Annotated in this window: 27 protein-coding genes; 26 read left to right on the top strand and 1 reads right to left on the bottom strand. The window is 68.8% G+C overall.

Annotated features, from left to right (window positions below; genetic code table 11):
* Position 1: 1 nt before the first annotated feature.
* The 4 genes from DT019_RS02945 to DT019_RS02930 are packed head-to-tail and all read left to right on the top strand — an operon-like array spanning position 2 to position 1,880.
* Complete coding sequence (locus DT019_RS02945; RefSeq protein WP_114034964.1) at positions 2-202, top strand: hypothetical protein; 201 nt, start codon at positions 2-4, stop codon at positions 200-202.
* Between the two features lie 5 nt (positions 203-207).
* The gene (locus DT019_RS02940; protein ID WP_114034963.1) at positions 208-840 is read left to right on the top strand and encodes a hypothetical protein; all 633 of its coding nucleotides are present in this window, start codon (positions 208-210) and stop codon (positions 838-840) included.
* Positions 840-1,358: a hypothetical protein gene (locus DT019_RS02935; RefSeq protein ID WP_114034962.1), complete on the top strand. Its 519-nt coding sequence runs from the start codon at positions 840-842 to the stop codon at positions 1,356-1,358. Before DT019_RS02940 ends, DT019_RS02935 begins: the two co-directional genes overlap by 1 nt.
* Before the next feature lie 9 nt (positions 1,359-1,367).
* Complete coding sequence (locus tag DT019_RS02930) at positions 1,368-1,880, top strand: hypothetical protein (protein WP_114034961.1); 513 nt, start codon at positions 1,368-1,370, stop codon at positions 1,878-1,880.
* A 254-nt stretch (positions 1,881-2,134) separates the two neighbouring features.
* Here the strand turns inward: DT019_RS02930 and DT019_RS02925 are convergent, their stop codons facing one another.
* Complete coding sequence (locus DT019_RS02925; protein ID WP_147267261.1) at positions 2,135-2,758, bottom strand: hypothetical protein; 624 nt, start codon at positions 2,756-2,758, stop codon at positions 2,135-2,137.
* Here DT019_RS02925 and DT019_RS02920 point away from each other — a divergent pair.
* The 22 genes from DT019_RS02920 (at position 2,724) to DT019_RS02810 (ending at position 21,405) form a co-directional block, all read left to right on the top strand.
* On the top strand, positions 2,724-3,632 hold the full coding sequence (locus DT019_RS02920) for a hypothetical protein (protein ID WP_147267260.1): 909 nt from the start codon (positions 2,724-2,726) through the stop codon (positions 3,630-3,632). The genes DT019_RS02925 and DT019_RS02920 overlap by 35 nt on opposite strands.
* Positions 3,629-3,955 (top strand): hypothetical protein, encoded by a 327-nt coding sequence (locus DT019_RS02915; RefSeq protein WP_114034958.1) that lies wholly within the window; start codon positions 3,629-3,631, stop codon positions 3,953-3,955. Before DT019_RS02920 ends, DT019_RS02915 begins: the two co-directional genes overlap by 4 nt.
* A gap of 10 nt (positions 3,956-3,965) precedes the next feature.
* A complete protein-coding gene (locus DT019_RS02910) occupies positions 3,966-4,379 on the top strand; it encodes a hypothetical protein (RefSeq protein ID WP_114034957.1) in 414 nt (137 codons plus the stop codon).
* A gap of 15 nt (positions 4,380-4,394) precedes the next feature.
* On the top strand, positions 4,395-4,928 hold the full coding sequence (locus tag DT019_RS02905) for a hypothetical protein (RefSeq protein WP_114034956.1): 534 nt from the start codon (positions 4,395-4,397) through the stop codon (positions 4,926-4,928).
* Complete coding sequence (locus tag DT019_RS02900) at positions 4,900-6,405, top strand: terminase large subunit domain-containing protein (protein ID WP_189389052.1); 1,506 nt, start codon at positions 4,900-4,902, stop codon at positions 6,403-6,405. Before DT019_RS02905 ends, DT019_RS02900 begins: the two co-directional genes overlap by 29 nt.
* Positions 6,393-7,919, top strand: coding sequence for a phage portal protein (locus tag DT019_RS02895; RefSeq protein WP_114034954.1), 1,527 nt, complete (start codon positions 6,393-6,395; stop codon positions 7,917-7,919). The genes DT019_RS02900 and DT019_RS02895 overlap by 13 nt, the downstream gene beginning before the upstream one ends.
* Positions 7,916-8,113, top strand: coding sequence for a hypothetical protein (locus DT019_RS02890; protein WP_114034953.1), 198 nt, complete (start codon positions 7,916-7,918; stop codon positions 8,111-8,113). Before DT019_RS02895 ends, DT019_RS02890 begins: the two co-directional genes overlap by 4 nt.
* 86 nt (positions 8,114-8,199) lie before the next feature.
* Positions 8,200-8,970 (top strand): hypothetical protein, encoded by a 771-nt coding sequence (locus DT019_RS02885; protein ID WP_147267259.1) that lies wholly within the window; start codon positions 8,200-8,202, stop codon positions 8,968-8,970.
* A gap of 15 nt (positions 8,971-8,985) precedes the next feature.
* Positions 8,986-9,492 carry a hypothetical protein gene (locus DT019_RS02880; RefSeq protein ID WP_147267258.1) on the top strand — a complete coding sequence of 169 codons (507 nt, stop codon included), beginning with the start codon at positions 8,986-8,988 and terminating at the stop codon, positions 9,490-9,492.
* Entirely contained in the window at positions 9,489-9,707 is a 219-nt protein-coding gene (locus tag DT019_RS02875; RefSeq protein WP_114034950.1) for a hypothetical protein, read from the top strand. The genes DT019_RS02880 and DT019_RS02875 overlap by 4 nt, the downstream gene beginning before the upstream one ends.
* Entirely contained in the window at positions 9,707-11,719 is a 2,013-nt protein-coding gene (locus DT019_RS02870; RefSeq protein WP_114034949.1) for a hypothetical protein, read from the top strand. Before DT019_RS02875 ends, DT019_RS02870 begins: the two co-directional genes overlap by 1 nt.
* A 116-nt stretch (positions 11,720-11,835) precedes the next feature.
* Entirely contained in the window at positions 11,836-13,200 is a 1,365-nt protein-coding gene (locus tag DT019_RS02865) for a hypothetical protein (protein WP_114034948.1), read from the top strand.
* 112 nt (positions 13,201-13,312) lie between these two features.
* The gene (locus DT019_RS02860; protein ID WP_147267257.1) at positions 13,313-13,570 is read left to right on the top strand and encodes a hypothetical protein; all 258 of its coding nucleotides are present in this window, start codon (positions 13,313-13,315) and stop codon (positions 13,568-13,570) included.
* The gene (locus DT019_RS02855) at positions 13,524-13,853 is read left to right on the top strand and encodes a hypothetical protein (RefSeq protein ID WP_189389049.1); all 330 of its coding nucleotides are present in this window, start codon (positions 13,524-13,526) and stop codon (positions 13,851-13,853) included. The genes DT019_RS02860 and DT019_RS02855 overlap by 47 nt, the downstream gene beginning before the upstream one ends.
* 43 nt (positions 13,854-13,896) lie before the next feature.
* Positions 13,897-14,559, top strand: a complete 663-nt coding sequence (locus DT019_RS02850) for a hypothetical protein (protein ID WP_147267256.1) — start codon at positions 13,897-13,899, stop codon at positions 14,557-14,559.
* Between the two features lie 530 nt (positions 14,560-15,089).
* Complete coding sequence (locus tag DT019_RS02840) at positions 15,090-15,572, top strand: hypothetical protein (RefSeq protein WP_147267254.1); 483 nt, start codon at positions 15,090-15,092, stop codon at positions 15,570-15,572.
* A 59-nt stretch (positions 15,573-15,631) separates the two neighbouring features.
* The gene (locus DT019_RS02835) at positions 15,632-15,847 is read left to right on the top strand and encodes a hypothetical protein (RefSeq protein ID WP_114034942.1); all 216 of its coding nucleotides are present in this window, start codon (positions 15,632-15,634) and stop codon (positions 15,845-15,847) included.
* Entirely contained in the window at positions 15,844-16,989 is a 1,146-nt protein-coding gene (locus DT019_RS02830) for a phage tail tube protein (RefSeq protein WP_114034941.1), read from the top strand. The genes DT019_RS02835 and DT019_RS02830 overlap by 4 nt, the downstream gene beginning before the upstream one ends.
* Positions 16,990-17,076: 87 nt before the next feature.
* A complete protein-coding gene (locus DT019_RS02825) occupies positions 17,077-17,493 on the top strand; it encodes a hypothetical protein (protein ID WP_114034940.1) in 417 nt (138 codons plus the stop codon).
* A 47-nt stretch (positions 17,494-17,540) separates the two neighbouring features.
* Complete coding sequence (locus tag DT019_RS02820; protein WP_114034939.1) at positions 17,541-17,756, top strand: hypothetical protein; 216 nt, start codon at positions 17,541-17,543, stop codon at positions 17,754-17,756.
* A gap of 3 nt (positions 17,757-17,759) precedes the next feature.
* Positions 17,760-18,224 carry a hypothetical protein gene (locus tag DT019_RS02815; RefSeq protein WP_114034938.1) on the top strand — a complete coding sequence of 155 codons (465 nt, stop codon included), beginning with the start codon at positions 17,760-17,762 and terminating at the stop codon, positions 18,222-18,224.
* Between the two features lie 43 nt (positions 18,225-18,267).
* Positions 18,268-21,405 carry a phage tail tape measure protein gene (locus tag DT019_RS02810; protein WP_114034937.1) on the top strand — a complete coding sequence of 1,046 codons (3,138 nt, stop codon included), beginning with the start codon at positions 18,268-18,270 and terminating at the stop codon, positions 21,403-21,405.
* Positions 21,406-21,415: the final 10 nt, after the last annotated feature.

Below are 21,415 nucleotides of genomic sequence, written 5' to 3'. Positions count from 1 at the left end.
CGTGGGCGAGCAGCGCGCCGAGCAGGCGCCCGAGTCCCGGCTGTACATGGTCGTAACCCGCGCCGACGGGACCGTCCACGACCACGGGCTCGTCGAGGCCACGTTCAACAACCCGATCAAACGGGCCTGGTGGCGTCTGATCGGCAGGCCGCTCGCTAACCGGCGTATCGCCAAGTCCAATCGCACGACAGGAAGGGGCTGACCTCAATGGCCGCTGTGGTCACATCCAAGGGCCGCGACATCATGACGGGCCGGATGCGCGGCTCGTCACCGACGCAGGCCGAGCCCCTCAACCTCGCGTGGGGCAACAACCCCAACTCGCTGACTGCCGCGGTCACGGACGTCGCCCTGTACAAGGAAGCCGCCGAGGCCAGGGTTGCGGGCACCAGTTCGCAGCAGACCACGACCACGGCGAACGACACGTACCAGGTGACGGGCACGTTCACGTCCGCCTCGGGGCAGACGATCGCCGAAGTCGCCCTGTCCGACGCCTCGTCGAAGCCCTTCAGCTTCACGTGGGCGACCGCTCCGACCGGTACCGGCGGCACGTCGGGTACGGCGTCGGCGTCCTACACCCCCGCCAACGGCACCTACATCCAGTGCCGGGGCGAGGTCATGCAGGTGACCGCCGGGTCCGGGTCGACGGCACTGACCCTGGCGCGGGCGGCGAACGGGTCGACGGCGGTGACGCAGTCGAACGGCGACACGGTGACGCTGGGGAACATTCCGGGGTCGACGGCTGGCACGAACGGGACGCTGTTCTTTCATGCGGATCACGGGTCGCAGACCTTGGCGATCAATGACGCTGTGACCTATACCTTGACCGTGAAGATCACGTAGTGGCGCTGACCGGCAACCTGCTGACGTACAACGACGAGAGCGTCGAGACCGACATCACCGGCTGGGCTGCCGGAGGCAACACGACCATCGCCCAGTCCACCACCCAGGCCCGCGACGGCACCCACAGCCTCCGCCTCACCTCCACCGCATCGGGCACCATCTCCGCCAACACCGCCAACCGCATCACCGGACTCAGCGTGAGCGCCCAGTACACGGCGTCCTACTGGCTCTACCCACCTGTGCAGGTCACCGCGCACATCGAGGTCGACTGGTACACCGCCACGACGTACATCTCCACCGGCGTCGGCGCGGACACCACCGCCCCCGCCAGCGTCTGGACCCAGATCGGCGCCCCCATGACCCCGGTCGCCACGACCCAGCAGTGCATCCCGATCATCGTCATCACCGCCACCGCAGGCAGCCAGCTGTACTACTGCGACGAAATGTTCTTCGGCTACCCCCCGGAACAGGCCCTCCTCAACCGGGCCCCGGCCATCGTCCGCTCCCACGTCTGGTAGGAGGCTCCGGTGGCCGGCTCCCAGTTCCAGGCCTACAACTCGGCCCTGTCGACGACGACGAACGTCGACGGCGGCACCTCCTACGCCGCAGGCGCCAAGGTCGCCTTGCAGCTGGGCATCCCCGCGAACGGACAGATCGCTCTCGTCGAGTGGGGCGTGTCGCTGGCTGCGGTGCAGACCACTGCCGCAGTCCTTGAGGTCGCCTCGACGGCCACCGCGTCGACGGTGACCACCGCGCACACCACGACGACGGTGTTTCCGGCGATCGACAACTACACCCTGTCGAACAGCCGCCTGACGATGGGCACGGGTGCGACCGGCTTCGGCAACGGCGCGATCACCTCCAACACGACGTTGCGGCCCGTCGACCGGCAGCAGGTCTTCTCGGCCTACGCGAAGATCTGGCCGCTGGAGGACTACCCGCGCTTCGGCGGATCATCGGCCCAGTACCTGCAGTTCCGCATCAACACCGCGGCCACCGTCAACGCGATCATCTACGCCCGCTGGATCGAACTCATCTAAGCGGGGGCTGCCGTGGCACGTCTCGGGCGGTCGATCCCAGACCGGATCCGCCTCGGAACCGACCTCACCACAGGCCCCCACAACTACAACATTAGCGCCACGGCGACCGTGTCGACCGGCGGCAACCTCGTGCGGCTGACGGCACTGCCCAGAACGGCAACGGCACTCACCAGCGCCACGGTCCTGCGGCTGGCGGGGCTGCCCCGATCGGCGGCGGCAGCCACGACCTCGACAGTTCAGCGGCTCACTGGACTTCAGCGGGCGGGAACGACCGGTACGCTCGCCGGGACGCTGCGACAGACGGGCCTGCCCCGGACTTCGAGCATCGCCAGCACCGCGACACCCCAGCGCGCCACGGCATTGCCCCGCGCCGCCACGACCACGACCACCCTCAGCGTCACCCGCACCGCAGCACTCGCCCGCACGGTCACGGCCGCGACGGCGGCGGGCGTGACTCGCACCGGGACGCTCAGCCGCCAGGGCACCGCCGGAACAACGGGCGGCTCACGGCGAGCCACGACTCTGCCACGGTTGACAACCCTCGCCACGGCGACCAGCCTGGTCCGGGCAGTGACCAAGGCGCTTACGGCCACGGCCACCACCAGCGTGTCCCTGGCGCGCGCTGCGGCGCTGGCCAAAGCGGCGGCGGTCACCGGCACGGCCTCTGCGGCGCGCGCCGCAGGCCTGGCCAGAACGGCGACAGTCAGTGCCGGCGCCACGGCCGCGATACGGATGACATGGTCCCGCGCCCTGGCCGCAACCGCCTCGACCGCCGCCGGCGCCCAGCGGCTTGCCGGACTGGCCCGCACCGCCACGGCGACGACGCTCTCCACAGTCGGCCGGATGACGGCCAAGACCTTGGCGGCGACGGCGAACACAGCGGCCGGTGTACAGCGGGCCCTGACCACCAGGCTGACGGCCACGGTCTCGACGAGCGCGAACGCCGTCCGTACCTCGACGACAGTCCTGACGGCCAGCATGGCGGCAGGCGCAACAGCGCTGCGGGCTGCGGCACTCCGACGTACCGCCATCGCCGCGACCGGCGTGAGTGCCGTCCGCGCGTGGGCGACGACGCTCACGGCCACCGCGACCAGCAGCCCGTCGGTGCTGCGCGCCACCGGCCTCGGCCGGGCTGCCGCCGCGACGAACAGGGCGACCCTGCAACGCGCAACCGCGCTCGCCCGCCCGGCCGCCGTGGCCGTGACTGCTGCGGCGGCCAGCGCCCGCCACTTCCTGCGGACCCTGGCTGCCACCACCTCCACCACCGGCAGCGTGGCGCTGCAAGGTGCGCGCACCATCGCCCTCGCGGCGGTCGCCGGGCTTACCGGCAGCATCGGCAGGGTGGTCGGCCTGCGGCGCACCGCGGCGGTGGACGCGGCTCCGGCGGTGCAGCGCTCGACCATGCTGATCCGGCAGGCAGCCGTGACGGCCACCGGCACGGCCGCCCGGGCGGCGGCCATCACCCGCCAGGCCACCGTAACGGTGACGACAGGCATCGTCAGCGCCCGCCGCTACATCCAGCGGCTCGCCGCGACCGTCGCCACCAACTCGGCCACCACGATGCTCCTCGCGCGCTCCGGCGATCTCGTGGTCCGGGCCGTCGGCCCGCTCCTGCGGTGGGCCGTATCTGCGGGGCCCGGCCGGTGGCAGGTGGGCCAGGGGCAGGGCCGCTGGCAGACGGGCCCGGACCCCGACCCGCGCTGGCGGATCACGCGCATGATTCACCGATGGCGCGCCAAGGGGGGCAAGTGACGATCACACAGTCCGCGGCAAGCCTCCAGTACGTCCAGGCGTCGGTCATCGCGACCGTCGGCGGGAACCCCCTCAACCCGACCGGTGACGTCGTGCAGTTCGCGTTCCTCACCGGCAGTGGAACCCCCACCGGGCCCGACTGGAAAGCCGGGTCCTGGGACGGCACCCAGCCCCGCCCGCCCGGCAACGCTTACTTGGCACAGTGCCTGGTCGGGCCCGGCGGCACGGTCACGCTCACCCCGGGCACCTACACCATATGGATCAAAATCATGGACAGTCCCGAGATCCCGGTCATCAACGTCGGCCTGCTCACCATCACCTGAGGAGGCCGACATGACGGAGCCCCTGGCCGCGCCCATCCCGGCTCCCGGCCCGGTGTCGCCGCCGCTCGCCTGCGGGCTGTGCGGCGGCGAAGCTCTCGTGCACTGGCAACGCCGCCTCACCGACCCGGAGTTCGCCGACTACCTGCACGCCATCCAGACCCGCCGCGACGAACTCACCCTCCTCGCCGACCCGCAGCAGCAGCCGCCCGACTTCGGACCGCTGCCCACGCAGACGGACGTCACACGGGCCGTCGGCGCCTGCATCCACCACGCCATCGGCCAGGACGCCGCCGCCCGCATCCACACCAAAGCGTGCACCGCACCCAACGCGAAGACGCTGCCCGCCTGCGACTGCACGCCCGAGCCGCTCCCCGCACCCGAACCGGACCCCGCGCCGCAGGAACTCCCACCCGGCTGGCACTGAGCAAGGGGGGATCCGATGCCACGTCCCCGCGCTGAACGCGCCGCGACCGCCGACCGGCGCGCCAAGCTCGTCGAGTACCGGCGCCGTAAAGTCCCGTATTCGCAGATCTACGAGGAACTTGGGTACGCCAACGCCAACGCCGCGTCCAAGGATTTCTACCGGACGCTGGAAGAGAACATCGCCGGACTCCGCATCGGTGTCGAGGTGTACCGCGAAGAACAGCTCGCCGAGCTGGAGCACCTCGCCGAAGAAGCTCACGTGGTGATGCGCGCCCGGCACTACGTGATCACGCCTGGCGGGAGGCTCGTCGAGGACCCTGAGACGGGTCAGCCACTGCTCGATCCGGGGCCGAAGCTGGCGGCCATGGACCGGCTTGTGAAGATCGGCGACCGGGTGGCAAAGCTGCGAGGTCTTGACGCCGCCACCAGGATCGAGGGGGTGTTCACCGTCGATGCCCTCGACCACGCCCTCATCGAAGCCCGGGAACAGCTCGCCGCTATTGAAGCTCAAGATTCAGAAGATGGAGGAGCTGAAAGCCCTCCAGGCTGAAGTCCGGCGACGCGAGGCCGAACGGCTCCGCCGCATCGACGTGTTCGGCCTCCTCGACTACACCCCCACCGCCCGGCAGCAGCTGTTCCACGACGCCGAGGAATTCGCCGTCCTCATGGGCGGCGCGGCCGGCGGGGGCAAGTCGAAGGCACTGACCATGGAGGCGATCCGGGCCTGCGTCCGCTACCCCGGAATCCGCGTCGGGGCATTCCGCCGCACCTACGGCGAGCTCAAGGAATCCCTGCTCGCCGAACTCGCGGCGGTCGGCTACGCCGGAGCTCTCGGGGCCTCCTGGAACGGCACCGAATACGAACTGCGCTTCCCCAACGGCAGTCTCCTGATGTTCCGCTACGCCGAGTCCCTCAAGGACTCCACCCGCCGCCAGGGCGGCCAGTACCAGCTGCTGATGTTCGACGAGCTGACACTGACCCCGCCCGACGTAGTCGCGTTCCTGGAGTCGCGGCTGCGCACCGGCCGCGGCGACGTACCGGTCATCGGAGTGCGAGCCGGCACCAACCCCGGCGGCCCAGGACACGGCACGGTCAAGCAGCGGTATGTCGACGCCACCGGCTACGGGCAGCGTGTCGTCATCGACGAGCGCGGCAGGACGGTCCGCTTCATCCCGTCCAAGCTCACCGACAACCCGCACATCAATCCCGAGTACGCCGACGACCTCAAAGCGCTCCCGGACAAGCTCCGCCGGGCCTTCCTCGACGGGGACTGGGACTCTTTCATGGGACAGGCCCTCAGCGAATGGCGGCACGACCGCCACACCATCGCCCCGATCGCCCTTCCCGCATCGTGGCGTCGCTATGTCGGTATCGACTGGGGCTACACCGCTCCCTGGTGTGTGCTGTGGGCGGCTGTCGACGAGGACGGTCGGGTCTGGTTCTACCGCGAGCTGTACGCCACCCAGGTCGGCGAGGCCGAACAGGCCCGCCGGATCCTGGCCGCCGAAGGGTCGGACGAGCAGGTTGCGGCCCGCTACGCCGACGATTCGATGTGGGCAACCCGGGGCGACGCGCAGGCTGTTGCCGACGTCTATGGCCAGCACGGCGTGCCGCTCACCCCGGCAGGCAAGGGGCCTGGCTCCCGCCTGTCCGGGCTGCAGCGCTGGCACTCCTACCTTGCGGAAGCCCCGGCCTGCCCGCACCACCGTGCCCAGGGCTGGGAGACGTGCCCGAAGGTGCACGTGTTCACGACCTGCGCGAATCTGATCCGCACGCTGCCGGTCCTGCCACATGCCATGAGCGGCAACCCGGAGGACGTCGACACCAACGCCGAGGACCATGCATACGACGCGGGCCGCTACCTGTTGATCAACTTGGGTGGCGGGGCGCGCTTCCACTTCCCGGCGCCGGATCCGGTGGCCCCAGTTCTCGACCCGAACGCCACGAGCAGCAACAGGCCCGTACCGGCGGTCCCGTCGATCGGCAGCTTCCCGATCCTGACAGGGGGTGACCCGTGGGCGCTGTGAGCTGGCTGCGCGAGCGCCTCGGGCGCACCCCCGTCGCCGAGCAGGCGGTCGTCGAGTCGCTGGAGGCGCCGACCCCGGCGCAGGTACGGCGGGTCGGTTACGAGTACGGTCTCCCACTCAACATCCAGAACACGAGCAGCCTGACGTCGGCGACGTCGGAGCGGCAGCAGGTTCTCGCCCAGCTCCACCAGGCCTACATGTCGTGCAACTGGGTCTCCGCCTGCGTCGACCTGATCGCGCGGACCGTCACCGCCGGCGGCCTCCAGGCCGTACCGGAGAACGACCCTGCCGGGGCCGGAACTGCGCCCGAGACCCCGCAGGTGGCGCGGTTGCGGCGGCTGATGCGGTTCTGCAACGCCCGCGAGGACATGGTCCAGCTGCTGCGGAACGTCGCGACGGACCTGCTGCTGTTCGGCGACGCTTACCTGGAGGTCGTTGCTCTCCTGGGGGAGCCGGTTGCCCTGTACACGCTGGACGCCACCACGATGACCGTGGTGTCCGACGAGCACGGCGAGGTGTCCGGCTACATCCAGGACGTCGACGGCGTCCGTATCGCGCGCTTCGACGCGGACCAGGTCATCCACATCAGCCTCGACGCTCCCCGCGGCGGCCTGTACGGCGTCAGCCCAGCGCAGAAGGTGCTGTTGCCCGTGACTGCGTGGTTGTTCACCATGGCCACGCTCAAGGAGTGTTTCCGGCGCGGCGATCCGCCCCGGTTGCATGTCGACCTGGGGCACTACAGCGACAGCGACGTGCAGAAATGGCGCGAGATGTACCGCGTCTTCAACCTCGGCCCGAAGGCTGTCGGCGAGCCGGTGGTCACGACCGGGAACGGCGTGGTTGGCGTCCTGGACCAGCGGAAGGTAACCGACTACCTGGACGCCGACAGGCAGCTGCGCGACCAGATCATCGCGTCGTTCGGAGTGCCCCCAGCGAAGTTGGGGATCATCGAGACCGGCAACCTCGGCGGCGGTACAGGCGAGGCGCAGGACAAGACGTTCCGCGTCAACACGATCATCCCGATCGCCAACCTGATCCTGGAGAAGCTGAACTTCCACCTGCTCCAGCTCGGGTTCGGGATCACCGACTGGCACCTGGAATTCGAGGAGATCGACTTCCGGGACTCGAAGATCGTCGAGGATATCCGGGAGACGAGGCTGCGCAACGGCGCGTACACCCTCAACCGGTGGCGTGCCGAGATCGGCGAACCCCCCGTCGACGGCGGTGACGACGCGATCTTCATGGAGCGCACGTTCATCGCCGACTGGTCGAACATGGGCGACCTCGCCAAGTCGTTCATCACCAAGAATCTCGGCTCCCAGGCACAAGCCCCGGCGCCCGGCGAGGCTCCGCCCGACCCGAACGATCTGGTGCCACCGCCCACCGGCGACGGCCCCCAGGACCCCGAGGACGGCCCCGGCCTCGCCAAGGACGCCGCGCAAGGTGAACCGCCGGAGGAACTGTGGGACGACCTGTACCGGCGCTGTCTCGACGAAGCCCTGGCCAAACTGTGACCGCGCTGCGAGGACACGCCAATGAGCTGGATGCCGACCGGCTCGGCGGCTTCCACGTCCGCTGGTACGCCCACAACGCGGGCCATCTCGCGGGCCCGTTCCTTTCTATGGAGGAACTCGCCGACTACATGGCCTGCCACGGCCTGCCGGGCCCCGACGAATTCCTCGCCCCCATCGAGCAGGAGGGATGGTGACCTCTATGGGACCCGGGCATCCGACGCGCGCGCAGGACGTAGGGCCGCTGATCGCCAAGCGGATCGGCTGAGTTGAGGGGGTGGCCGTGCCTGACGCCACCCTCCAGATCGGCAGCCTCCAAGGCATCTGGCGGCCGGTTTACGCCCGCCGCCTCGCCCTGCACGCCACCGCTGACGCGATCGTCAGCGCGGCCTGGCGGGCCGACCTGCACGGCCTCAACCTGGGTCCGGCCGTCGACGCCTGGCGGCTCGCAATCGGCGAAGCGCTCACCCCTGCGGAGCGGCACCGGCGGCAAGCGGCAGCCCAAGCCGTCGCCGCGACGCTCGCCGCCCGCAGTTGGCGCCGCACCCGAGCCGCCCTCGCTCTCGCCGCGCAGCGCGCCCACCGAGCCGGATGGACCGCCGGACATGCCCTCGTCACCCGCGACGAGGCCGACGACAGCGACCTCGACGAACCCGAGAACCCCTACGCCATCGGCTCACCCGACTTGAGCGACGACAGAGCCGACGCCACCGCGACCGCCGTCCTCTCCTCCGCCTTGACAGCCGGCGCCACCCGGGCCGGACGCTCCATGGCCGACAGCGACGAAGACCCTGCGGGTGACGCCGAGGTCACCCTCGATGAGGGACTCGACGTGGAGCTCGCCGCCGACGTCACAGTTTCCGCCGCCTACGGGGCCGGAATGCTCGCCGCCTACCTCGGCGCCGGCGCCCAAGCGGTGGTCTGGATGACCGCAGGCGACGCACGCGTCTGCGAGCTCTGCCTGTCCCGAGAGACCGCCAGCCCCTACAGCCTGCTCGGCGCGCCGACGTTGCCCGCTCACGCCCGCTGCCGCTGCTGCCTGGTGCCGCTCTGAGACCTGGAGGATCTGATGCCTACAAATCCGGTGTTCACGCCGGTCGACAACAACGGCAACGTGATCGGCTCCGCCTCCGGTACGGCGGGCAGTCCGGCGTCCAGCGTCACGTCGATCCAGGGCGTGGTGGGCGGCACGAGCGTGCCGGTGACCACGTCCACGACGACCACGACGTTCATCACCTACCTGTCTGGCGCTCAGGCGGTGAGCAACGCCGGGGTGTCCTTCTCGACCGCGGCCGTGTCCGCGCTCGCAGTCGACATCACCCTCGTGGGCTTCACCGGCGGCAGCAGCCCAGCTGTCACCTTCTTCGCGGACCGGCTCGGCTCCGACGGCGTCTGGTACCGGGTGTGGACGAGCGGATCCCTGACCAGCGCCGGGGTGACCAGCGTGCAGATCGGCCCGTTCCCGGCCGCTACCGGCGTCGTCACCGCGGTGCTCACGGGCACGGCTCGCTTCGGGTGGAGCAGCACAGGGAGCCCAACGGCGATCACGTTCTCGGCGTCGGTGGTCGGGCGGTGATCAACGTGTACGAGATCCCGCCCAAGAAGCGCGCTACCCGCAAGGCCGTGACGCTCGCCGACGTTGAAGCCGCAGCCGACGAGGCCGAGTTCACTGAACGGCTCCTCGAAGCGATCGACACCAACCCGCGCGTGCGGGCCGCGATCCTGCGCCTCGTCGCCGGAACCCGCCGCCAACCGAGGCCGACCATCACCACGCGCAAGGGGAGGGCCTAGTGGACAAGCGGATCGCCACCATCTCGGGCACGATGCTCACCCCCGGCGTGTCCCGTAACCGACGCCTGTACTCAGCCGAGTTGATCGCCAAGGCGGCTGCGCGGATGTCCGAGCGGATCGCCGACCCCGACGGTCTGCCCATCGTCATGCGTTCGCACCACGAGGCCGGGGATGACAGCACCCGCATCGTCGGCCGCCTCACCGACGTCAAGGTCGGCGAAGACGGCGCGGCCCGCTACCGCGCCGACCTCTACGACACGGCGGCCGGGCGCGACATCGCGGCCCTCATCACCGGCAAGGAACCCGCTCTCAAGTCCGTGTCTATCCACGGTTACTGGCTCGGCCCGGTCAAGCAGGTCAAGCACGACGGCGAGAGCGTCACCACCGGAGACGACCTGGAGATCGACGCGCTGGACTTCACGGCGACCCCCGGTGTGCCTGGCGCGTCGGTGGCCGCAGCCTCGTACCTGGATGGTCGTGCACCGGCCGAGTCGATGGCCGGGCGCACGCCGATCAGCGAAAGCATCGAAGCCACCGTCGAGCCCATCACCGAAGAGGCGCCGCCTGCGGGCCCGCACGAGTTCCACCGCATCACCGCAGACGGCCCGGTCGGAGAGCTTGCGCTCACCTGGAACCAGGAACGGGTTGACCCGACCTGGGGGCAGCAGATCGCGGCAGCCGCCCGCACGATCGTCGCGAACGAGGCGTACTCGGCGAAGCAGAAGCGCGACATGGCCGACAAGGGCCAGGCGATGACCAACGCCCAGGGCGATCCGTCGTACCCCATCAAGTCCAAGTCGGATCTCCGCAAGGCCATCAAGGCAGTTGGCCGGGGCGGCGCCGACCACGACCGGATCCGCGCCCACATCATCGCCCGCGCCAAGGCCCTCGGCCTCACCGGCATGATCCCCGACACCTGGAACAAGGACGGCAGCATGAAGGAGACCGCCAGTACCCGGCTCGGGGAGATCCGCGAGTACTACCCCGACGGACCCGGCGGCGGCGCAGGATTCTGCATCGACGCCTACAACGGCCCGATCTCCCTCACCATGCGCGCCTGCGGCATCGACCCCGCCGAACTCCGCGTCATCACCGCCGCCGCCATGACCGCCGCCGTCGACGCCCTCCAGGCGATGGACCCCGACATGGACGCCGACATCGACATCGACGGCGCCCCCCACGCCGACACCGACGGCGACAGCGGCGACGAAGGCGTGAGCGCGGACGACAGCATGGAATCCGCCCCGGCTGGCTTCCAAACCGTCAACGAGGTACGCATCCAGGCCGGAGAAGGCGCCCTCACAGATAGCGCTCTGCAGAACCTCGTGTCGAATCAGATGCGCCCGAGGCCCTCGGACCTGGATGGCCTCGATGAGGCCGTCCTACGCATCCTCCTGCGCCAGGAGGCGAAGGGAGCGGGGTCATACCGGCCCTTCCCGGCCGATCGCCCCGCGACCGACGCCCCCGCAGAGACCGCCCCGCCCGCCCAGGGCGCGGCCACCACCAACACCGAGGAGGAGGCCGCCATGGGCGAGCCCACCAAGGAATCCACCCAGGCCGAGGCAGCCCCCGCCCGGTCTCTCACCGACGCCGACCTCGCAGCTCTCGGCGCGATCTTCGGCAACAGCCTCAAGGAAGCCATGGCCCCGGTCCTCGCCGCCGTCGGCGAGAAGGCCCCCGCACAGCCGCAGACCGAAGCCAAGGAGACCGCCGAGGCGAAGCCCGCCAAGGAGGCCAAGGAGTCGAAGAAGGCACGCAAGGCCGCCCTCGCAGAGACCGTCGCCGATCTCCAGGCCTCCTTCGACGCCAAGCTCACCGAAGCGCTCACCCAGCAGCGCGACGAACTGCGCGAGACCCTCCTCCGCGAGAACGGCCTCCCCGCGCGCCAGGGCTACCGCGTCCACGAGAACGACAAGGCCCCCGACACCGCAGCCGACCTGTTCGAGGACCGGGCGAGCATCCTCCTCGGCGCCATCGGCATCCCCGCAGCCCCCCAGAACGCCGCCCAGTAGGCAGCAGCACCTCCTCCAAGGCCTCACCCCCGGTGGGGCCTTTCGCATCCCCCGTCACTTCCAGCCCCGCCCGGCCACCACGGTGCGGGGCTTTCGCATGAAAAGGAGGCGCTTCCATGCCCACTGAGCTGGAAGAAGCCATCACTACGGCAGGTGCCGTAAGTCCGCTTATCCCCAAGAGCATCGACCCACTGCTCCTGGAATACCAGCGCCGGTACTCGCCGCTCCTCGCGGTGATCCCCACCCGCGCCTGGAACAGCACGCAGTACTTCTTCAACCGCCGCGTGTCCCGCCCGGACTCCGGTGGTGTCGTCGACGGCGGCGCCCGCCCGATCGGCAACAGCACCTACGAGCAGGCCGTGTTCAACATCCGCTTGTTCCAGGCCGTCGGCGCCGTGACCGGCTTCGCCCAGGCGGTCACGAGGGACGTCGTAGGTGACCTCCGGCAGATCGAACTCGACGGCACCGTCACGTCAATGCTGTACACCCTGGAGAACTCGTTCATCTGGGGCAGCGACGGCGCCACCGCGAACGGCCAGTACCCGATCTGCTCCGGCCTGGACTACCTCGTCAGCAACTGGACGGCGGGCGCCGGCTCCAACAACTACGTCAACGCCATCGACGTCAACAGCAGCTTTTCGCTGCACTACCTCGACCAGCTCATCGACCTGGTGGACACCAACGCCGCGATGTTGCCCGGCTCGAACTTCATGCTCGTCATGTCGCCGCGCATGGCCTCGGCCGTGTCGCAGGCGTTCGTCGCCCAGCAGCGATTCACCGCACCCACCACCGCGCTCGGCGGCGGCCTGAACGTGCCGACGTACCGCGACATCCCCATCATCAGGTCGTCGTTCCTGTCGCCGCGCACCAACACCATGAGCACCGTCGCCACGGCGACCGCCACCACCGGCGGCAGCCTCGCGGCGGCGACCTACTACTACAAGGTCTCCGCTGTCGTGGCGCGGTTCGGTGAGATCGGTGCGTCCACTGAGGTCTCCCAGGTCACCACCGGCACCACCTCCACCGTGACCCTGAGCTTCTCCACGCCGACCGGCCTGCCGGACGGCGCCTCCCCGATCCTGTACAAGGTCTACCGGTCCACGTCGACCGGCACCGAGTCCCTCCTCGGTACCGTCGACGCATTCGACACGACCGGCACTGCGGTCACCTCGATCATCGACATCGGGTCGAACCTGCTCACCAACAGTTCCGGCAACACCGGCGCGACCGGCTACCAGGGCACCAACACCGGTGCGCTGCCCCGCTCCTCGGGCAACGCCGCACAGGAGGACATCTACCTCGTGCCGAGGGACCCGAACTTCCTGGTCCGCCCCTACGTGCGCGACATGCAGATCCTGCCGCTGGCGCCTACCGTCACCAGCCCCGACTCGCTCCCGTTCGCTGTATTGACGGACTCGACGCTCGCTGTCCGGGCGCCTAAGTACGTCGGGAGGCTCTCGCGAGTGGCCGCAGCCCTGTAAGGGCCGGTCGACGGTTCGCCCCCCCCCGAGAGGCCCGCGCCGCGCGCGGGCCTCTCGCCATTCCTGGAGGTCTCCTGTGGCGGACATGCCGCCCCCGCCCGGTCTGTGTGTCGTGGACTTGTTCCACGGCGACCAGGTTCCGGCGCAGACGATCGTCAAGGGCTACATGGTGTGCCCAGCGCACGTCTCCTTCGAGGAGGACTTCTTCCGCCGCTGGGAAGCCATCCAGGACCCCAAGCAGCTGGACAAGACGGAGAAGAAGCTCCTCAAGAAGCTGCTGAAATCCGTGAAGAAGACAGCGAAGACGACAGGAGGGCAGGCAGATGTGGCTTCGCAAGACCCGGCTGGTGCCGGGCACGGCCCCCGGTGATCTGGTGTGGAACACGGATCAGGACGTGGTGGAGGTCCCTGACGACCTCGGTCTCGATCTCATGGCCATCCCCGACGCAGGTTTCGTCGAAGCCGAAGCGCCGGCCGCCAGCGGCGGCAAGCAGGACGGGGCCGCCGCCGAGGCACCTGCTGAGGTGATCGAGGCACCCGCCGACGACGGTGAGACGGCTGCGGCGGAGGCCGATGCCGAGGTCGTCGAGGCGCCGGCCCGGACGAAACGTGGGCGCCCCCGCAAGACGGCGCAGTCCGAGAACTCCGAGTAGCAGCAACCGCCCGTCCGCCTACGGAAGAAGGGGGTGAGCGGGCTTGGCTGTCGACAATCCGACCCCTCTTGCGTCAGTGGCGTCCTTCACTGAAGGCCCGTTCGCGAACCTGGTGTCCGGCTACTCGACCACGGCCCAGTCGAACTTGATGCTCCAGGCCACGCGCGCCTGCGAGTCGGCATGCGACCGGCGCCTGGCGCCGTTTACGGGGGTGGTGGAGACGCAGCGCGCGGACGCGATGGACATTGAGGATGCGATGGACGCCTACGTCCCCCTCGATCCGACGTCGCAACTCGGCTTCTCCCGCGCCCAGTCGCTCGGCTCGACGCTGCTGACCCGGCATTTCTGGGTCCGCGAGCACCCGCCCCGCTACCCGGAGTTGTGGACGGGCAGCATCTCCTCAATCAGCCTGTTCAGGTCATTCTCCGGGCAGCAGTCCGTGTCCGTCTCGGCGATCCAGTACGAGCCTGACACCGGGCATGTGCGTTTCGCCTTGGGCACGTTCGTCCCGCCGGGCACCACAATTCAGGTGGTCTATTCGGGCGGCTACAGCACGGTGCCCGCCGACCTCGTGCAGGCGTGCCAGTACATGGCCGCGTCGATGGCGGTGAAGCAGCTCGACCCCGTCGACGGACGCTCCGGGCATGACCCGGACGCGCTCAGGTCGGACGCGCTGGAGATGCTCGCCCCGTACACCCGGCGCTGACCGTGGCCCGCCGCAAGCGGGTGGTGTCGGCCGCAACCCGGGCGAAACTCTCGGCCCGCATGAAGGGCAAGAAACACCCCCACAAGGGCCACAAGATCTCGGCAGCGGCACGCGCCAAGATCGCCCGCGCCCTCAGGGGCAAACACCCCCGCCACAAGGGACACCGCCTCTCGGCAACCACCCGGGCGAAGATCTCCGCCAAGCTCAAGGGCCGCCACCACAAAGGGCACGCGGTGTCCGCGGCGACACGGGCGAAGATCTCGTCCCGGCTGAAAGGGCGGCATCACCCGACGGCCGGGCGACGTCCCGGGACGACGCATCCACGGGTGGCCGGGCACAGGACCACCACAGCGCACCGCACCCGTAGCGGACGGAAGCGCGTCAGCCGCATGGCCACTCATTTCGGGCTCCGCCACCACCACAACCGCACGACTCGGTTCGGGCTGCGACACCACCGGGGCACGCACTTCGGCCGCCACCACGTAAAGAAGTCCACCCGCATCCGCACACGACGCCGCAGGAGGTGAGGCGTGTCGACTGCTGACGCGGTGGACCGCGAGGTCGCCTGGCTGAACGCGTCCGGCGACGGCCTGCCGGCGCTGTTGGCCAGTGTGGGCGGCCCGTGGGGCAACATCCAGGCGTACCAGCCGAGAACCCCCGGCAAGCGCTCCTCGAACGTGTTCGTCCTCAGGCGTCAGATCCACGAGAAACGGTTCGCGCACGTCCGAAGGATGCCCACCTACGAGTTCGCCCTCAAGCTGGTCTGGCCGCTGAGTAGCGGCCAGGGCCGTGCCGAGGACGATCAGCGGGCCTTCGATACAGCCGTCGACCTGCTGCTGACCCGCATCGGCGGCTTTGTCGGCGACAAGTCCCACGGCGGTCGGTTCCTGTCCGTGGCCGAGAACCCCGAGTACGTGACGGTGCGGTTCACCGACCCCGAGCAGACGCTCGGCTTCGCCGAATTCCACGCCGAAATCACCTACTTCGCCGACGACACCGAGATCACCGGCTGACCTTCACCCCGTTCTGGCCCCTGCTGTCGCGGGGGTCTTTCGCATGCCCGGAGGCCCCCGTGCTTCAGCGCAGTACCCACGAGGCCGCGGTGGACGTGCCGGACATCCCGGCGACCGTCCAGCCCGGCGACACCGTCGACTGGCCCCACCCGATCGCCGGTTTCGAACCCGTCGAGGACGCGCCGCCCGGCGAGGCGGATGCCCCCAAGACCACCCGCAGCAAGAAGGCCGCGCCCGCCGAGTCGGCGCCCGTCGGTGAGGAGCCGCAGCCGTGACCCAGATCAGTCGTCTCGCTACTGTCGGCCTCTCCAGGGAGGTCACCCCGGGCACGTGGCTGGCTCCCACGGTCGGAATCCCTTTCACCAAGGGCGACTTCGAGGACATGTTCACCGAGCTGAAGGACGAGTCCGTCCGCGGCAATGACACGGTGCTGCAGGGCATGTACCAGGGCGTCGTTCACGCCGAGTGGCAGTTGGACGTCATGGCCTATCCCGATCTGATGGGCCACTTCCTGGCGGGGATCATCGGCCCGGACGTCGTGACGCCGGGGGTGTCCACGACGCTGTCGTCGTCGACGATTGCCGGGGCGACGTCGATTTCGACGGCGGCGACGATTCCCGTTGGGTCGATCATCGCGATCGATACCGGTACCAAGGTGGAGTACGCCACCACCGGGACGCCGACGGGTTCAGGCCCGTACACGATCCCGATCACGGTCCCGGCGACGGGCCTGACGCAGGGACACAACTCGGCGGTGACCGTGGTGTCGCAGACCACGCACACGTTCAAGCAGTCCACGACCCCGCTGCCGACGTACTCGCTGACGATCTACGACACGACGCAGACACTGTCGTGCTCGTACTGCCGCCTCTCCGACCTCCAGTTGAAGATTGACCCGAAGGGTGTGGTCACTGCGTCGCTGAAGTACGTGTCGTTCCCGTCCGTCGTGCAGACCACCCAGTCGGAGACGTTCAGCACCTATGACCCGCTGCTCGGCTGGTCCTGGACCATGACCAACGGCGGGGCCAGCTCGACGCGCGGCCTGTCGTTCGACGCGACCGTCAAGCGCGCCACCGAAGCCATCGCCAGCAGTGATGGTACGCAGACGCCGCGCGAGGTGTTCGCCGGGCCGATCGAGGTCGACGGCACCTACAAGTGCATTTTCGAGAACCAGCTCGACATGAACCTGTACCTCAACTACACGCAGACCGCGGCCACGGCGGCGCTCGCGCAGCCGGTGGCCCGCGGCGGCCAGTCCCTGTCCCTGACCATGTCCAAGTCGGGCTGGTACAAGGGCAAGCGAGACTTCGGATCGGCCTACGTGCAGGGCGACTTCAGCCTCTCTGGGATCTACAACACGACCGACGGCGGTGCCGTCCAGGCGGTGCTGAAGAACTACCAGACCACCTCGTACTAGAGATCAACTCCCTGGTCGGGCCGCGCGTGAGGGCGTCGCGCCTGGCCAGGGACCACGCCCTCAACGCCCTCACCCGCAAGGAGAACCATGTCCGCCGGATACACCAGCCGCGTCATCCTGTTGGCCTTCCCGAAGCTCGGCGACCGGGTCAGCGTCCTGATCCGCAACCCGAAGCTGCTGCCCCCGTCCGAACTCACCCCACAGGACATCGCGGTCGACGCCCAAGGCAACCCGCTCGATCCGCAGGCAGCCAACGAGGCCATGTACAAGGTCATGGCCAACCTGATCGTCGCGTGGCGCGTGTACGACGCAAGCGCACCGGCCGCCGCGGTCACCATCGATCTCGACGCCGACCCCGAGGCCCTTGCGGAGCAGCTGGATGCCCTCGAAACCGTAGATCAGACACTGATGACGGACATCACCGCGGAGAATGTGGCCCGCCTGCCCATGGCCATCATCAACCGCATCGGTGAGGAGCTCGCGAAGGTCGCCGACCCTTCGTAGGCCCCGGCTCGGAGTACTTCGAGGACGTCCTGCTGCCTGTCGAGTCGATGATCGAAGGCACTTGGGGTTCCGACGGGGCTCCCGCCGAATGGGGCGACTTCATCCTCATGAAACGCATGAAATGGTCCTGGGACGAGCTCCAGGCCACCCCTATGTACGTGCGCCGATACACGTTGGACTTCCTCAACGCACTGGCCGAGCGTGAGCAGGCAGAGAACGACCGCATGCAGCGCCAGGCCGACCGGGCGCAGCGAATGGGGTGAACCATGCCGGAACTGAAGCCGGGAGAATTCACAGCGATCTTCGCGAAGCTGTCGGAAGAGGGCCGGATTCGGGGCCGTATCGCCCTGGAGCCGCTCGCTGCTGCCGTCGAGAAGCAAGCAAAGATCAATGCATCGTCGGGGCGGCACGCATACGGCACGCGCACCCCCGCGCGGCCGGGCTCGGGGCCCGCCATCATCTCCGGCACACTCCGCCGGTCAATCACCCATAGCCCCATCGTGCAGGTCGGCACCGGCTGGGAGACCAAAGTCGGCACCGGAGTTGGTTTCACGCCGCCCTACGGGCGCCGCCCGACCCCGGCCAACAAGTACGGCCTCTATCTGGAGACCGGGTTGCGTAACGGGGCCGTCTATCCCTTCCTCGCTCCGGCCTTCCACTTCGCGGTAAAGATCGCCGCCGCCACCATCTACACCGAGGCCTACGGAGCCGGCTGGACACGCGTCGCCTGACCGACGGCCCCGGCGCCACCCGACCATCCAAAAGGGGGGCGCCGTGACCGAGGTCGCCGACCTGTTCGTGATTCTGCGGGCAGAAACCGCGCCGTTCGCCTCGGGTATGCGCACGGCCGCGACCGAGGGCGAGTCGTTCACCGCCAAGATGGGCGGCGTCTCGGCGGCCATGTCGAAAGTTGGTGCCGAGACTGCCGCGGTCGGCGTCGGCGTCGCAGTTGTCAGCGTCAAGATGGCTGGTGATTTTCAGGCGTCCATGCAGAAGTTGGTGACGACGGCCGGCGAGTCGCAGGCGAACCTCGGCAAGGTCTCCCAGGGCGTCAAGGACATCGCGGTGCAGACCGGGACGTCCACCAAGTCGCTGGCTGACGGCATGTACATGGTGGAGTCGGCCGGATTCCATGGCGCCGACGGCTTGAAGGTTCTCTCCGCTGCCGCACAGGGCGCGCGAGCCGAGCAGGCGCCTCTGGCCGAGGTTTCCAACGCGGTCACCTCGGCGCTCAAGAGCTACCACCTGCCCGCCTCGGCCGCCGTCCAGATCACCAACCAGATGGTCGCGGCGGTCGGACACGGCAAGATGACCTTCAGCGAGTTCTCCAGCTCGCTGTCGACGGTCCTGCCGATCGCATCCTCCGCCCACCTCGGCTTCGACCAGGTCGGCGGCGCCATCGCCACCCTCACCAACCACGGCACCAGCGCCCGCGAAGCGACCCAGGAACTCGCCTTCTCCATCCGGTCGCTGCAAGCCCCCAATAACGTGGCCGTGCAGGAGATGCAGCGCCTGGGCCTGTCCAGTGTCGACGTCTCCACCCACCTGGGGCAGCGCGGCCTGACCGGCACGATCCAGATGCTCCAGCAGGCCGTTCTTCAACACATGGGCCCGGCCGGAACGGTTTTGCTCAACGCCTTCAACACGTCGAAGCAGGCCGCGGCGGACGCCACCGCGATGATCTCGCAGATGCCGCCCTCGCTGCAGAAGCTCGCACAGTCATATGCGAGCGGAAGCCTCAGCGTCACCGAGTGGAAGAAGCAGATCAAGGCCCTGCCGGTCGACCAGGCCAACCTCGCCAACCAGTTCGCGACCCTGGAGAACAAGAGCAAGGGCTTCAACACGCAGCTCAAGTCGGGCGGCCCGGCTGAGCAGACCTACAACGACGCCATGAAGAAGATGATGGGCGGCGCCACTGGCCTCAACACCGCCCTCATGCTCGGCGGCGAGAACATGGGCGACTTCAAGAACAACGTCGCTGCGGTCGGCAAGGCCGGGCAGGGCGCGGGCAAGAACATCGAGGGCTGGGACAAGACCCAGAAAACGTTCAACGTGCAGATGGGGCAGCTCAAGGAGCGCGTCGAGGTCGCGGGCATCACCATCGGCACCAAGCTGATCCCCATTGTCTCGTCGGTGATCGGCTTCTTCACCAAGCACAAGACCATCACCGAAGGTCTCGCCGTCGCGATCGGCGTGGTCCTGACCGGTGCCGTCGTCAAGTTCATCGCCGGGGCGCTGAGCCCGCTGGTCAAGGCCGTGAGCGGCATCAGCACCGTCATAGGCAAGATTCCCTGGAGTGGCATCACGTCGGGCGCGGGCAGCGCCTTCGACACCCTTCGCCTGAAGGGCATGTATGCCTGGGACGGGATCAAGTCCGGGGCGTCGGGGATGCGTACCGCAGCTGTCTCGGCGCTCGACACGGTGCGCCTCAAGGGCATGTACGCCTGGGACGGCGTGAAGTCCGGGGCGCAGACGGCGGGTAAGGCCGTGGCGGATTTCGGCTCGAAGGCGGCCACCGCGACGAAGGCGGCCGGTGAGGCGGCATGGTCGGGCACCGTCAAGGGCGTCAAGGCCGTGGGCGGCGCGATGAAGACAGCGGCCTTGGCATCGCTCGAATACGCGAAGTCCACGGCTACGGCCGTGGCTGCCAGCGTGCGGGCGGCGGTGGCCTGGACGGCGGAGAAGGTGGCGTTGATTGCGACGTCCATCGCCGAGAAGGCGGCTGCGCTAGCCCAGTGGCTGCTGAACGCGGCGATGGACGCCAACCCGGTCACGCTGATCGTCATCGCGATCGCGGCCCTGGTCGCCGTGCTGATCTACGCCTACAACCACTCAAAGACCTTCCGCGAGATCGTGCAGGCCGCATTCCGGGCGGTCGCCACGGTCGCGATGTGGCTGTGGCACAACGTGTTCGAGCCGGTCTTCCACGGGATCGCCACGGCCGTCGGCTGGGTCGTCGATTTCATCAAGGCCCACTGGCCGCTGCTGCTGGCGATCCTGACCGGGCCGATCGGCATAGCCGTCCTGCTGATCACCAAGTACTGGCGGCAGATCTCCGACGCGTTCTCCACGGCCTACCACGCAGTGATCGACACTGTGGTCAGTCTGGTCACCTGGATCGCCGGACTGCCCGGCAAGATCCTGTCCGCGCTGGCGTCCTTGGGAAAGCAGCTGTGGACGTGGGCGACCGAGGCATGGAACCGGGCGAAAAGCGCAGCCGTGACCGTCGCGACCGCCTACGTCACCTGGGTGATTGAACTCCCCGGCAAGATCCTCAACGCCCTGTCGTCCCTCGGATCAAGCCTGTGGAACTGGGCCACCAGCGCATTCAGCCAGGCCTGGCACGCGGCGATCAACGTCGTGCTCACCCTGATGAACTGGGCCAACGGAATTCCAGGCCGCGTTTTGTCGGCCCTCGGCAGCCTCGGCTCGCTGCTGTGGAGCGCAGGCTCCGACCTGATCTGGGGCCTGATCCACGGCGTCGAGTCCGCCGCCAGCACCCTGTTCTCCTACATCTCCAACATTGGATCAAGCGTGTCCGGGGCGTTCAAGTCCGTTCTGTCGATCTTCTCGCCGTCGCGGGTGTTCATGAGCCACGGCGTCAACATCGTCGCCGGACTTGTCCAGGGCCTCCAGCAGGGGGCCCCGGCTGCCGTCGGCGCGTCCCGCGACTTGGCCACAGCGACAACCCGCGGTTTCGGCAACCCCCAACTTGCCCTGGCCGGCGGCACGTCCGGGTCCGCCCTGGCTCTGGCGGGTAGCGGGGGCGGCACCGTCGTCAACAACAACTACGTCACCATCTCGCCGCAGGGCTCGATCCTCGCCGAGCGCGACCTGCGCGACGTGATGCAGCGGCAGATGCTCCAGCTCGGCGCCCGCAACTCCCAGACCTGGCAGCCCTACCACCGGTGACGGGAGGCGA

The organism is Streptomyces sp. SDr-06, from assembly GCF_003324565.1.
Lineage (GTDB): Bacteria > Actinomycetota > Actinomycetes > Streptomycetales > Streptomycetaceae > Streptomyces.
This window is presented reverse-complemented; position numbering and strand designations above follow the sequence as displayed.

What these genes read in the sequence shown, in the direction of transcription:
- DT019_RS02940 (WP_114034963.1), top strand. Translation starts at nt 208, where the DNA reads ATGGCCGCTGTGGTCACATCCAAGGGCCGCGACATCATGACGGGCCGG.
- DT019_RS02920 (WP_147267260.1), top strand. Translation starts at nt 2,724, where the DNA reads ATGACGGCCAAGACCTTGGCGGCGACGGCGAACACAGCGGCCGGTGTA.
- DT019_RS02910 (WP_114034957.1), top strand. Translation starts at nt 3,966, where the DNA reads ATGACGGAGCCCCTGGCCGCGCCCATCCCGGCTCCCGGCCCGGTGTCG.
- DT019_RS02905 (WP_114034956.1), top strand. Translation starts at nt 4,395, where the DNA reads ATGCCACGTCCCCGCGCTGAACGCGCCGCGACCGCCGACCGGCGCGCC.
- DT019_RS02900 (WP_189389052.1), top strand. Translation starts at nt 4,900, where the DNA reads ATGGAGGAGCTGAAAGCCCTCCAGGCTGAAGTCCGGCGACGCGAGGCC.
- DT019_RS02880 (WP_147267258.1), top strand. Translation starts at nt 8,986, where the DNA reads ATGCCTACAAATCCGGTGTTCACGCCGGTCGACAACAACGGCAACGTG.
- DT019_RS02865 (WP_114034948.1), top strand. Translation starts at nt 11,836, where the DNA reads ATGCCCACTGAGCTGGAAGAAGCCATCACTACGGCAGGTGCCGTAAGT.
- DT019_RS02855 (WP_189389049.1), top strand. Translation starts at nt 13,524, where the DNA reads ATGTGGCTTCGCAAGACCCGGCTGGTGCCGGGCACGGCCCCCGGTGAT.
- DT019_RS02825 (WP_114034940.1), top strand. Translation starts at nt 17,077, where the DNA reads ATGTCCGCCGGATACACCAGCCGCGTCATCCTGTTGGCCTTCCCGAAG.
- DT019_RS02820 (WP_114034939.1), top strand. Translation starts at nt 17,541, where the DNA reads ATGATCGAAGGCACTTGGGGTTCCGACGGGGCTCCCGCCGAATGGGGC.
- DT019_RS02815 (WP_114034938.1), top strand. Translation starts at nt 17,760, where the DNA reads ATGCCGGAACTGAAGCCGGGAGAATTCACAGCGATCTTCGCGAAGCTG.